This is a genomic window from Paenisporosarcina antarctica (genome assembly GCF_004367585.1).
Taxonomy (GTDB): domain Bacteria; phylum Bacillota; class Bacilli; order Bacillales_A; family Planococcaceae; genus Paenisporosarcina; species Paenisporosarcina antarctica.
Map to the genome: position 1 here is coordinate 245,569 of NZ_CP038015.1, position 13,414 is coordinate 258,982.

The 13,414-nt window shown below is 35.3% G+C and carries 11 protein-coding genes; 7 read left to right on the top strand and 4 right to left on the bottom strand.

Annotation, left to right across the window (positions count from 1 at the left end; translation table 11 throughout):
* Nucleotides 1–32: 32 nt before the first annotated feature.
* Nucleotides 33–1,073 (bottom strand): NADH:ubiquinone reductase (Na(+)-transporting) subunit F, encoded by a 1,041-nt coding sequence (locus tag E2636_RS01280; RefSeq protein WP_134208272.1) that lies wholly within the window; start codon nucleotides 1,071–1,073, stop codon nucleotides 33–35.
* Nucleotides 1,074–1,164: 91 nt separating this feature from the next.
* The gene (locus E2636_RS01285; RefSeq protein WP_243840709.1) at nucleotides 1,165–2,820 is read right to left on the bottom strand and encodes an aromatic/alkene/methane monooxygenase hydroxylase/oxygenase subunit alpha; all 1,656 of its coding nucleotides are present in this window, start codon (nucleotides 2,818–2,820) and stop codon (nucleotides 1,165–1,167) included.
* A 413-nt stretch (nucleotides 2,821–3,233) separates the two neighbouring features.
* Between E2636_RS01285 and E2636_RS01290 the strand changes: the two genes are divergently transcribed.
* The 5 genes from E2636_RS01290 (at nucleotide 3,234) to groL (ending at nucleotide 8,050) form a co-directional block, all read left to right on the top strand.
* Nucleotides 3,234–4,256, top strand: coding sequence for an amidohydrolase family protein (locus E2636_RS01290; protein ID WP_134208273.1), 1,023 nt, complete (start codon nucleotides 3,234–3,236; stop codon nucleotides 4,254–4,256).
* A gap of 24 nt (nucleotides 4,257–4,280) precedes the next feature.
* A complete protein-coding gene (locus tag E2636_RS01295; RefSeq protein WP_134208274.1) occupies nucleotides 4,281–5,039 on the top strand; it encodes a metal-sulfur cluster assembly factor in 759 nt (252 codons plus the stop codon).
* Nucleotides 4,993–6,018: an NAD(P)-dependent alcohol dehydrogenase gene (locus E2636_RS01300; protein WP_134208276.1), complete on the top strand. Its 1,026-nt coding sequence runs from the start codon at nucleotides 4,993–4,995 to the stop codon at nucleotides 6,016–6,018. Before E2636_RS01295 ends, E2636_RS01300 begins: the two co-directional genes overlap by 47 nt.
* Nucleotides 6,019–6,124: 106 nt before the next feature.
* Nucleotides 6,125–6,412: a co-chaperone GroES gene (locus E2636_RS01305; protein ID WP_134208278.1), complete on the top strand. Its 288-nt coding sequence runs from the start codon at nucleotides 6,125–6,127 to the stop codon at nucleotides 6,410–6,412.
* Between the two features lie 3 nt (nucleotides 6,413–6,415).
* On the top strand, nucleotides 6,416–8,050 hold the full coding sequence (gene groL, locus E2636_RS01310; protein ID WP_134208280.1) for a chaperonin GroEL: 1,635 nt from the start codon (nucleotides 6,416–6,418) through the stop codon (nucleotides 8,048–8,050).
* 251 nt (nucleotides 8,051–8,301) lie between these two features.
* Here the strand turns inward: groL and E2636_RS01315 are convergent, their stop codons facing one another.
* The gene (locus E2636_RS01315) at nucleotides 8,302–8,646 is read right to left on the bottom strand and encodes an IDEAL domain-containing protein (RefSeq protein WP_134208282.1); all 345 of its coding nucleotides are present in this window, start codon (nucleotides 8,644–8,646) and stop codon (nucleotides 8,302–8,304) included.
* 415 nt (nucleotides 8,647–9,061) lie between these two features.
* Nucleotides 9,062–11,059 carry a sigma-54-dependent Fis family transcriptional regulator gene (locus E2636_RS01320; RefSeq protein WP_134208284.1) on the bottom strand — a complete coding sequence of 666 codons (1,998 nt, stop codon included), beginning with the start codon at nucleotides 11,057–11,059 and terminating at the stop codon, nucleotides 9,062–9,064.
* A 506-nt stretch (nucleotides 11,060–11,565) separates the two neighbouring features.
* On the opposite strand from E2636_RS01320, the gene E2636_RS01325 reads away from it, so the two are divergent.
* Complete coding sequence (locus tag E2636_RS01325) at nucleotides 11,566–11,919, top strand: hypothetical protein (RefSeq protein WP_134208286.1); 354 nt, start codon at nucleotides 11,566–11,568, stop codon at nucleotides 11,917–11,919.
* A gap of 168 nt (nucleotides 11,920–12,087) precedes the next feature.
* Entirely contained in the window at nucleotides 12,088–13,401 is a 1,314-nt protein-coding gene (rpoN, locus tag E2636_RS01330; protein ID WP_134208288.1) for an RNA polymerase factor sigma-54, read from the top strand.
* Nucleotides 13,402–13,414: the final 13 nt, after the last annotated feature.

A 13,414-nucleotide genomic window follows, 5' to 3' on the forward strand; every position in this document is an offset into this window, starting at 1 on the left:
TCGAATAATTACGTTACAAAGGTATTTATCTACTAAGTAGTTGCTGCAGCTACAAACTTGTCGAATGAAATACGATCAGTTGTAACCCCGTTTCCTCTTAGCAGAGTAATTGCTGCATCAATCATTGGAGCAGGTCCACATAAAAATGCTTCTAAATCGTTCGTTGGTGTTGAAGGTAATTTTAGATAACGCTCTATTACTTCTGTGATGAATCCCGTTTCTCCATCCCATTTATCTTCAGGTAGAGGTTCAGAAAGGGCTGGAATAAATCGGAATCCATCTAAACGTTTCTCAAGTTCCGCAAACTTATCAAGATAAAATAAATCCTGTTTCGTACGAGCGCCATAGAAGAAAGTCACGTTTCGTTTAACATTCTTTTCATCCATATCATTAAGAATGGACCATAGAGGTGCCATACCCGATCCTCCTCCAATAAGAACGATATCGCTTTGACTATCTTCACGACGTATACAATTTCCGTATGGACCCTTAACTTCTAATTCATCTCCAACCTCAAATACTTCATCCAAGAGCGTAGAGAATTTTCCACCCTTAAAAATTTTCATCATAAATTCGAGTTTACCAGACTCTTTTGGAGTGTTCCCCATAGAATATGAGCGATAATAAGTTTGCCCAGGAGCATAAATATCAACAAATTGCCCGGCATGGAAGGAAATCTTTTTTGGTTCAACTAGTTTTAAGGTTAATTTTCGAATATCATGCGTAACACTTTCAATACTTTCAATGGTGGTTTGGTATGTCTTAATTGGAATGGAAACTTTTAGTGCTTCCTCATCATATTGCAGTAACTCAACTTGCACATCACTATAACAAAGGGTCTTGCATAAAAGAATATAGCCTTCTTCCTTCTCATGATCAGGTAGGGCAAAAGTTGAATATCGCTCCATTTCTACATCCCCGTCAACCAAAATGGATTTGCAGGTAGAGCATTGTCCCTCTTTACAACCATGCATCAGAGCAACGCCTTGCCTAAATGCGGCATTTAGAATTGTTTCTCCTTCTTCAACTTCCATCTCCATACCAACGGGATCTAGAGTTACCTTGTATGTCATTTGGAATTCTCTCCCTTCTATACTTGTGAGTGCCCCTAGATGTCTACCCCAATTTAAAATGGGGTAGAGTGGGGGAGCTTAATACTACTTATTAAACAGGTTTAATAGTAAATCCAGCACGATAATCAGCTAGAGATTTATCGCGGTCTTTCTCATTCATAGCTCGAAGGTCTATAAGCGGACTGCGCATTTCATAACCTTTAACATGATCCAGAGTCCACATTTTACTATCATCAAAGTGTAAGTGTGGTTGAGCAACTAATGTTTTTCCATCATCACGTACAAAACCTAAGTCTTTAACAACATCAGCTAAATCCCATCCGTGGTAGAGTTCCTCCCACTGTCTTTTTCCGCTAAAGCGACCCATGGCAGGAGTCGGGCGACCATTGTAATTGTCAGCAAATGCAACCTTATGCGTCCAACGACATTGCTCAGAACAGTAAGTATATAATTCACCATCTACATGATCCACGCAAATATCTTCTCTAATTACGCATGGTACTAAGCAACTCCAACAACGATGCGGGTATTGATATCCTGTATCCGCAAACACGATTGGGGTACTTCCTGGTTTGGATAATTCACGATAATGATCCCACCATGCTCCAAACTCAGCATGCCAACCCGGATATTTCTTTTCAAACCACTCATAGTCACGTTCATCCATTGCATCAATTCGCCAGAAATTAACAGGCCAACCTGCCGAGAAAAACTGAGCAACTTTATGGACATAGTTACTTTTCGTGATACGATCCCAAGCAGCTTCTACATCATCATGATGAATTTTTATTCCATACTTCTCAAGAGGGACTAGGTAACTACGATAGTAATCTTCATAGACCCACTTGCGCCATAACTCAGCATAAGACTCTTTGGCTTTATCTCGATCCTTCGTACCATATTCAATGATAGTACCAATTGCAGCATCAACAATCGCGTGATTTTGCCAGAATGCATAACGAATATCTCTCTCCAAAAGCTCATGGTTGTCAGGATCTCCCAATACCATCATTAGTGTTCCATAACCATTGTTGATATGACGGGATTCATCGGACTGTACAGATAGGAAAACGGATGGAAGAACATAGTCACCATTAGCTGCTGCCTCAGAAGGCATAGCTACGAAAAGTGTGTTTGTAAACGCGGTTTCTGCAATAATTTGCAAATAAATATTAGCCGCTGTGATTGCATCTCCAGTGATAAATCCTTCACCAAACTGACGACCGATAGTCGTTGCATAACATTTCCCAAAGGCCTTTTGAGAAATATCAAAACCAGACGGATCAATGTAGTTTTCCATGTACCATTTCTTAAGATTCATTTGAATAGTAGAATGACGGAACTCATCAATCATCTGCATCGTATAACCATTTTTTAGTTCATCATTCGGAACAACATTACTTAGTAAGGCCATAGAACGGGCAGCAGAGATTTCTGGGAATGGGATGATAGCTAAAAATAGTTTCATCCATTCAACCCATCGTGGTTCGGCATCACGGAACATATTGCCGCGAAGTGCAGCATCCATTGCACCGTATACCCGATTATCCTTTTCTTCTTCCATAGCAAAGTAAGAACGTAAAACTTGTTTCATGGTGTCTTTTGGTGCCTTGGAAAACTTGTAATCGGTTGGGTACTTTAATGACTCCTTTGCATAACTGGGTAACCAAGCCAAATCTTTTACCCTTTTATGAGCTTCTGTATTGCTCATATTGGGCTGCGAATTAATTTTTGAAAGTTTTACCAACAAAATCCCTCCCTAAAAGATTATTTAGTAAGTTTTTAACCTACTGCTCAAATCAAATGCAATTTTTATGCCAAAGTAACTCCCTTATATCAGAATATTGAGAATTCTATGAAAATACCGGATTATCAATACTATATATGTGTTATTTATACCAAACTTCTAAGAATCATAATTCTCTGTACCTTGTTGCATTCTGACTCATTTGTCTCAAAAAGCTACATTGTCGCAATATTCTATTAACTATTAGATTGTAATTATCTTATTTATTAATATGTTAAAAATATCTAAATAACTAAAATACACTTCTAAATCAGCATTATATTGGAAGTTTCTTTTAAATAATGAAGTTGGCACGTTATTTGCATAAGTGTAGGGTGTAACTAATATTTACAATAAAAGTGGAGGTGTCTCATATGTTTAAAACATCTAATGGGGAAGAAATTTTTGTTATTGACGGACACATTGCAATGTGGGATGGAAGTCCTGAAAATCAATTAAATCGGCATGGTGAAGAATTTATTAGCTGCTTTTATGACTATCACAAAAACCTCAGTCCAAAAGAGTATTTGTGGGATTATGAAAAATTTAGAAAGTACACGCCAGAGGATTTAGTAAAGGATGTAATTGTAGACGGTTATGTCGATATGGCCATTTTTCAACCGGTTTTTCTTACAGAGTTTTATAAAAAACCATTCGGTGATATTGAAGTTAATGCTCAATTAGTAAAAAAACATCCAGAACGCTTCATTAGTAATGGAAGCTTTGACCCTCGAGATGGGGAAAGGGGTCTTGTGTATTTAGAATATTTAAAAGAAACACATAATATACAAGGTATAAAACTATATACCGCTGATTGGCGTGGTGCTTCAAAGGGTTATAAGCTCACTGACGATTGGTCTCAACGTTATTTGGAAAAGTGTCTTGAATTAGGAATTAAAAATATTCACGTCCATAAAGGACCAACCATCACTCCTCTAAACAGAGATGCCTTTGATGTCGCGGATATAGACCAAGCTGCTAGCCTCAACCCAGACTTGAACTTTATTGTAGAACATTGTGGGCTTCCTAGATTAGAAGATTTCTGTTGGATTGCGACACAAGAAAAGAATGTTTATGCGGGATTGTCAGTTGTCATGCCATTCATCCATTCAAGACCTCGCTATTTTGCAGAGATTATGAGTGAACTATTATATTGGCTTGATGAAGATAGAATCATCTTTGGTAGTGATTATGGCATTTGGGAACCTAAGTGGTTAATTGAAAAGTTTATGGCCTTTGAATTTCCGGATGATATCAAACAAGAAACAGGTACAGACTTAACGTTGTCAATTAAAAAGAAAATCCTTGGTGAAAATATTGCACGGTTATACGGAATTGATATTGAAAAACAAAAATCTCTACTTTGGAACAATAAAAAAGCTTCCATAAAGGTATGAAATATAAAAGGAGGTAGGTTGTCTATGAATAATCAAGAGGCTGTCTTTGAAAAACTCAACCTTGTCTATGATCCCGAGTTAGACAAATCTGTATTAGAAATGAAATTTATAGAAGAAGTTGATATACATCAAGATACGGTTACTGTTGTCATGCGCCTTCCCACTTTTTGGTGTTCTCCAAATTTCGCTTTTATTATGGCAGAAGATATTCGGAATCGTGTAATGGAGCTTCCATGGGTCAGCAAGGTTCTTCTCAACCTTAAAGACCATTGTTCCTCAGAAGAGATTAATAAAGGGGTTTCAGAAGGGAAATCATTTGAAGAAGTCTTTTCTAATTTGGCGAATGGTGATCTTAACGAAGTAAGAAAAACCTTTCAAATCAAGTCGTTTAAGTCAAGACAGGAACATTTACTACGTGAACTGATAAATTTTGGAGTGGATAAGGAACTGTTAAACCTTACTATTAAAGATTTAAATTCTCATCTTGCAATAAGAGATAAAACTGTATTGTTGCGCTATTTAACCCTGCGTAGTGAGTTGGGATTTAGTAATCATCCCAATGATTTAGCTTTTTTGAAACATACAGGAGAAAGAATTGATCCACTAAAACTTTCGGAACATTTATTAGAAGCCCGTCGAACTCGTCTGAGCATGGATTTTAACGCCAACCACTGTCTCGGATTACTCGAAACCCGTTATCAAACACAAATTTCTGAAGAAGAAAAGGAGAATAAATATGAAAGCTGCAGTACTACATGCGTACAACACGCCATTGCGTTTTGAAGAGGTTCCAAATCCAGTAATAACAGAACCAACTGAGGTTATTATAAAAGTGGCAGGTGCTGGTGTTTGTCACACTGATTTACACATAATAGAAGGAATATGGGCAGAAACATTAGATCAAAAATTACCCTATATTATTGGACATGAGAATGCCGGTTGGGTTCATGAAATAGGCTCCGCAGTTACCAATTTTAAGGTTGGGGATCCAGTAATTCTTCACCCTGTCTCGAGTTGTGGAAAATGTTTAAGTTGTAGATCTGGGGAAGATATGCATTGCGAAAATATGAAATTTTCAGGACTTACCGTTGATGGTGGATATGCTGAATATTTAAAGACTTCCGAACGTGCACTTATTAAACTACCTGAAAATGTAGATCCGGTAGATGTAGCTCCCTTTGCAGACGCTGGCATTACAGCTTATCGTGCAGTTCGTAAAGCTGCCCCATTCGCCAAGCCAGGTACGAAAGTCGTTATGATTGGAATGGGTGGACTTGGTCATATCGGGGTTCAAGTAATGCGAGAACTTGGAAATTCTGACATTATTACCGTTGACAGAGATGAGCAGCGATTAAATTCGACTCTCGAGCTTGGAGCTTCTCACATCGTTAAAGCGGATGATCAGATGATTTCACAGGTAAAGAAATTAACAGATGAAAAAGGAGCAGATATCATTATCGACTTTGTGGGGTCCGACCAAACCCATTTAGATAGTATGAAGATGCTTCGTAAGGGTGGGCATTATTTTGTGGTTGGATATGGCGGGACTGTAAATGTTCCTTCTTTAAATATAATAAATAATGAATTTAGTATTGTTGGTAGTTTAGTTGGTAACTACAATGAATTGTACGAACTTATGGAACTGTATGCTCGTGGGAAAGTAAAACTTCATTTTACTAAATTCCCTTTTGAACAGGCTAATGAGGTTCTGGAATTACTAAGCAAAGGTAAAATTAATGGCCGAGCTATATTGGTACCATAAACTCTCTTCTATTCTAGTAGGGCAGATAAAATACACATTTATCTGCCCTTCATTATAAATTTATCCAGTGATATAAAAAATATTACATATACAAGGGGATGATTGTATGAACTTAAAGCCATTGGGAAACAGAGCTATTATTAGTTTAATAGAAGAAGACAGTGTGTCTAATCATCAAAAAGGAATTATTTTACCCGATACTGTAAAAGGAAAACTAATCCGTGGAAGAGTATTGGCAATCGGAGATCATGAACAATCCGTGCTAAACGTAGGGGATGTTACAATCTTTTCAGAAAATACAGGTTTGCCTATAAAAGTAGAAAACCAACACTATTTAATTATTAATGAACAAGATATTCTTGCGGTTGTCGACGACAAATTTAAGGAGGAATAACAGATGCCAAAATTATATAAATTAAATGAAGAAGCTCGCATTTCACTAGAAAAAGGCATTGAAAAACTCGCTACTATTGTAAAATCGACGCTTGGACCTAAAGGCAGAAATGTTATCATTGATCGACCATTTAATACCCCAATGGTCTCAAATGATGGCGTTTTTATAGCGCAAGAAATTGAGCTTGATGACCCATTTGAAAATATGGGGGCCATGCTAGTTAAAGAAGTGGCGAAAAACACTAATGAGATCGCAGGAGATGGGACAACGACCGCAATTGTGCTAGCACAAAGCATGGTTAGACAAGGAAACCGTTTCGTTAGAGAAGGCGCAAATCCAATTATCCTGAAAATAGGAATTGAAAAGGCTGTGAGACTAGTTGTAGATGCTCTGAAGGAATCGGCACTTCCTTTAACAGATCATAAATCGATTGCTCAGGTTGCTTCCATTTCCTCTAAGGATAAAGAAATTGGCGAGATGATTGCAGATGCCATGGATAGAGTTGGAACAGATGGTATTATTCATGTGGAGGAATCCAATCTTCCGAGCACTATCTTAGAGGTTGTGAAAGGGATGCGATTCGATCGAGGATATATTTCACACAATATGGTTACCAATTTCGAAAAAATGGAAACTCTCCTCGAAGATCCGTACATTTTAATAACAGATCAAAAAATTAATTCCATCCATAAAATCTTACCATTAATGGAACAGTTAATTGAAACCGGAAAACCACTGTTTATTATTGCAGAAGATGTAGGGCCAGAAGTGTTAGGTACGCTAATGGTTAACCAACATAAAGGGAATTTACAGACAGTCGCAGTGAGAGCTCCTGAGTTCGGTTATAATCGAAATCTTATGCTAGAGGATATTGCAGTTATGACAGGTGGTCAGGTAATTTCAGAATCCATGGGTCGATCTATTGAGAATACAACAATAGAGGATCTCGGGAGAGCAAGACAAGTGGTTGTTAATAAGGATCAAACAGCTATTATCGAAGGATTTGGTAAAACGAATGAAATTCAAGGAAGGAAAGATCAGATTCGTCAGCATATAGAAGACACTGCTCAAGAATGGGAGAAAGAAAAACTTCAAGAAAGACTATCTAGACTTTCAGGAGGCGTAGCTGTTATTTTAGCAGGTGGGATAACATCTGTTGAACGTAGGGAAAAACTGTTGCGTATAGAAGATGCCTTAAATGCCACACTTGCTGCAGTTGAAGAAGGTATTGTTGTAGGGGGCGGGACCGCTTTACTTAAAGTGTTGACCCAAGTCGAGGAAAAGGTTGCGAATCTAGATGGAGACACATACCTTGGGACTCAAATTGTATTGAATTCTTTATCATCCCCACTTTTGACTATTGCGAATAACTGTGGTGTAGATGGTCAGGAAGTGGTAGAAAAAGTTATATCACAGCCCAATGGTTACGGGTTCAATGCTTTGAGCGGAGAATACGTTGATTTAATTAGCGCTGGTATTATTGATCCTGTTAAAGTAACATGTTCTGCTCTTCAAAATGCAGCTTCTATTGCAGCGCTCATTATCACCACAGATTCATTGATTACGGAAAAAGCAGAACTAGCACTTGATCCTACAGAAGGTCCATCCGAGGGTGCAGGAGCAGAGTTATTAGTATAGTAGCAACGATATTTTTATAGATTAAATAAAAGGTATTGAATTCCTGATTTATGAGATGAGGTATTGTATCATTAATCAGGAATTACAGCCTATATTCATCCTAGTAATCAACTTACCGGATTATTGAAGAGATTGATATATACTCAGTTTTGGGATATAGCAGGGAACAAATCTTTGTATGTGTAATAAAAAAGTTTAAGATTAATAGTAAAGTAGATTTTATTTTCGAATTAGAAAGCTTGTTTTTTAAATTATTTTAATCTCTTTGTTAACTGGATAAACCATTCTTTATCCCAAGTGTCTAACGATAAGTCGACTTGTTCCAAAAAAAATTCATTAAAGAAAGTTTTAGATTCATTTTTATTTTTATTTTGAATATAGTCTATGACCTTTGCGCTATCCAAATAAGGTGAATTGTGGCTTTTAATAATGAGCCTTAATTCTTCTCTTTTCACTTTTACACTTGTCCCCGCCCTCTCATTGAGCAAAACCTTAACATAACCATATATATCAATAGATTGAATAATTCCTTTTTCTTGGAAGTATGATGTATATTCACTACAAATAATTACATTATCACCTATCTGAAAGTTCACACTTATCACCCTTAAACATAAATTATTTTATTAATATTATTAACAATTTAAACTAAGATGATACAATTAATTCCAAATTGTTGAATATTTTATTAGTTTAGGTTTAATTGAATTTGAAATTACATAAAAAACACATTACATGGATTAAGGCATTAAGATTGCTAAAAAAATATAAAACGAGCCTAAATATAATTTAGGCTCGTTTTATATTTTTAGTTGGACAAACAAATTAAGGGTAAGTAGAATAATATACAACTTGAAATGAAAGGAAAGGGTAACCCTACGACAATGCCGTAGCAGAGTCTACATTTAAAACTTTAAAGACAGAGTTCATCAACGACTTGTACTTAGTGTTGACACCCCATATTTATTAGATTAATTCATAAAAATAACTTTGTTTTTTAGTTTAAATTCCTTATAATTTAAGTTTTCTATAAATTGTACTTCTATGAATGCCTAGCCTTTTGGCCGTTTCTGAAACATTGCCATCTAATTCATTAAGTACTGTGAGAATTGTTTGTACTTCTAGGTCTTTTAGTGAAGCCATTTTATTCAATGTTTCTCTACTTTCTAGAGATGCCTTAAAAGGTATTAGAGGTTGAGCTTCTTTATTATAAAGCCTTGATGAATTATCCACATTTTCTTCCCTTGTATTAATTTCTATCATTTCTTTTGGCAGGTCCATGCAGGTTATGATATCGCCTTTTACTTTCACTGCCATTTTGTAGGTGAAATTACGTAGTTCACGCACATTCCCACGCCATTCATGTTTTTCTATAATCTCTAAGGCTCGATCATCTACGCTAAGATGGGACCGTCCTATTTCGACACAAACCTTTTTTAATAAATACTCTAGTATCAAAGGAATATCTCCTGATCTCTTGCGTAATGGCGGGACAATAAGAGATAGAATATTTAGTCGGTAATAGAGATCTAGACGAAACTTCCCTTCTTCAGAAGCCTTTTTCATATCAAGATTCGTAGCTGCAATAACTCGTACCTTTAATTTAACAGGATTTTTCCCGCCAAGCCGAACAATTTCCCCTTCTTCAAGGACTCTTAGTAACATAGTTTGCAAACTTAATGGGAGTTCCCCAATTTCATCTAGAAATATAGTCCCTCCTTCAGCCTGTTGAAATTTACCTAATCTTCCTCCCTTTTTCCCCCCTGTGAATGTTCCCTCCTCATATCCAAATAACTCACTCTCTGCAAGGTCTTTTTGAATTGCTCCACAGTTCAATGCAATAAAGGGTCCTGAAGAATAATGACTAGCTGTATGAATAGATTGTGCAAATAATTCTTTTCCTGTTCCACTTTCTCCTTCAATTAATACCGGTAAATTGAGACTTGCAATGGACCATGCCTCTGAAATAACCGACTTAAATTCTTTAGATTGACCAATAAGATTTAAGAAAGAGTATCTTGTATTATTTTCCGGAATTTTTGCAGAACCCCCCGGTGAAATAGCATGTACTACCGAACCAAGTAGTTTGTCCTTATAATAATAAGGAGTTAATTCGAAATACCAACCTTTGCTATTTTTATTTTTTGACTCCCATCTGTGCTTATCTATTAAATATACATTTTCTAAATCAGTTATATAGTTGCTATTACTGTCGATCCATCCATTTTTATAAAAAAGATGGTCGGCTTTAAGTACTTGACCTCCACGATCAAGTACTGCCATTACTCTATTTGGGTTTCTTATACTTGTTTCAAAATAGTGCTCAACTAACATATAGCGTTCAAATTCAAGTAGACTAAGAAGTTTCCCTTCAATGGATTGTGCTATCAACATAGCTGTAGAAAGAGAGTGAGGATGTATTCCATTCCAGTCACCCGTCAGATTAATTACTCCAAGAATTCTATTTGTTGCAGGGTCTCTAATAGGAGATGCTGAACATACCCAATTGTGGACAGATTGACAAAAATGTTCACTGGCAAAAACTTGCATAGGAGAACCTGTAGCAAGGGCAGTACCAATAGCATTAGTTCCCATTTGAGGTTCTAACCATGAAGTTCCAATCATAAAATTCATTTTTTCGGCTTTCCTTTTAAGCAACGTATCTCCATCTAAATCAACTATTTCTCCAGTATTATTGCAAAAAACTACTAAATGCCCCGAGTCAATAGCTACTTCTTTTAGTTCTGAAATTAATGGTTTTATAATGGAATAATGAGAATTAGTAGATTTATATTCTTGAATTTTATCCTCTGTTAAAATAAGTGGTGCTTTATCTTTAGTCGGTAAGATGCCATATTTTAAGGAACGTTCCCATGATTGATGAGTTAAAGTTCTCACTTTTAAATTCAATTCTTTTCCTGAAACAAAATGTTCCCATAAATTTGATATTCTCTTTTTTTCAACTTTTGGCGATGAATTAAAATCTAAGGATAGAAATGGACTTTTCATACTTAAATCACCTCTGATTAAATCATATTTTTTACATGATTATTTTTATGTAATTACGGAGATATGTATGCGCTTACACATAAGATGAAGAGAGTGAAAGGAATGAGAAGAAAAGAGGAGGATTACTATTCATTAACAATTAATTATATCTGAATTATCAAAAAAATCAATTATTTTTAAATAGAGAGACAAGATTTATTTTGAGTCTAGATGTAAAATTAAATGCAGCATGCTTAGATTAAATATGAAACCAAGTGTATATTTTCTCATACCTAATTAATCTCGTAACGGTAACAATTTGTTTATTAAATTAAATAAAGAACTTAAATACTATTGATTCCATTTAACATTTACCTGTTGTCTTATTATGCGACAGTAATTACTTTATTTGCGACAATTCTTGGTATTGTTCTGTTCAAAAAGCGTTATTACTATTGGCATGAAACTTGCAATAATAAGTGAACGGAAGAGTTATCAAGAACTTATAAGGAAGAGGTGTACGCTTTATGAAAACAGATGTTTGGAATGAGTTACCTGCTGAAAAGCGAGAAAAAGCAGCAAGTCTTATAACAGAGTTTAGTTCAATTACTGTTTCTTGGGATGATGGAAGACAAAAAAAGATACTAGATATTTTTTCGGAATTCACTGATTCTTGCCAAGAAGAACATAATTTAAAACCTCATGAATTAATGGTCATCGCAAAAATGTTACAAGAATTTGCTTTAACTAATCTAATTGAGTGGCTCCCATCTGATTTCGAAGAATGGAAAAACAAAGATGAACTTATGACTTTGTTTTTCTTTGGAAAAGAGGGTTTGGATTCATACAAAGAGAAAAAGGGGAAAGCTGTAAATTCCTAGTTATGGTAAAAACATTATTAATATGAGAATTAATCTAGCAATTTGAGACCCATATAGACCAAAGCAGGCTACCAAAGTACCTAATTATATAGACTTTTGTAGCCTGTTTTTCTAGGGTTCTTTCTAAAAGAGATATATGCACTACATTAATTAACAAAGGAGGAAGTTATGGAACTCGTTCTCCAACAAAAACAAGAACTTAATCTAATAATGACAGTGAAGTTAAGACAAGCCATTGAATTATTACAATATACCACTTATGAACTGTACCAATATATAAGAGAACAAGAGTTGGAAAACCCCTTAATTGATTTAGTAGAACAAAAGAATGGTTCCTTGTATGAAGAAAAATCGAATGGAAAGGTGAAGTCAATCAGTCCCACTAAAATGGCAGTGGATTTAGTATCAAGTAAAGATATGAGTATGAGAGATAAGTTATTAGAACAAGCCAATTTGTTATTTAAGCCTGTTCAAGACCAAAAAATAATTAGATTTATAATTCATAATCTTGATGATAATGGCTATTTATATCTCAATCAAAATGAACCATTTCCTTATGGAGAGTTTGAAGAAAATGAAATTGACAGAGGAATTCAGCTTCTTCAACAAGTTGGTCCCACTGGGATAGGCGCGAGGGATTTGAAGGAATGTTTACTATTGCAAATTACAATTGATTTTCCGAAAGAAAAATTAGCTGAATGTCTAATTCGGAATTATTTGGATCTTTTAGCAAATAAAAAATGGAATGATATAGTTGCACGCATGAATATAACTATGACCCAGGTAAAAGATATTAACGACTTTATTCTGACTCTTAATCCTAGACCATGTTCTAGCATCTCTGACTTCTCAATAGAATATTTGAATCCTGATATTATTGTCGAGATCAAAGAATCGGAGATTTCTTTTTATTTGAATGATAGTTACTTGCCTAAAATTAATTTTAATAATGAATATACAAGTTTGCTAACTAATAAAGATGAGACGTCAAAGTATATTAATGATAAATATACTAGTTACCAATGGTTGTTAAGTAGTATAGAACAACGACGTCAAACGATAATGAAAATAGTTAAGGTCATTATTAATAAACAAGAAAGCTTTTTTAAAGACGGATTTATGTCACTTGAACCATTAACTTTAAAAGAAGTCGCGGAAGAAATAGAAATGCACGAGTCTACTGTAAGTAGAGCTACAATGAATAAAGTTATTCAAACACCAAAAGGAACTTTTGAACTTCGAATGTTCTTTACGTCAAAGTTAGAAACCGTAGAAGGAAATTCCGTATCTCAAACGAAGGTAAAGTGGCTCTTAGAAACTTTTATTGCGAAAGAAAATAAATTCAAACCGTTGTCAGATCAAAAAATAGCAAGTTATTTTAATAGTGAAAAAGGAATTACCATTTCTAGACGTACGATTAGTAAGTATCGAGAAGAACTAAAAATCCCTTCTTCAAGTAATCGTAAAGAGATAAAATTTTGAAGCTCCAGGTAAG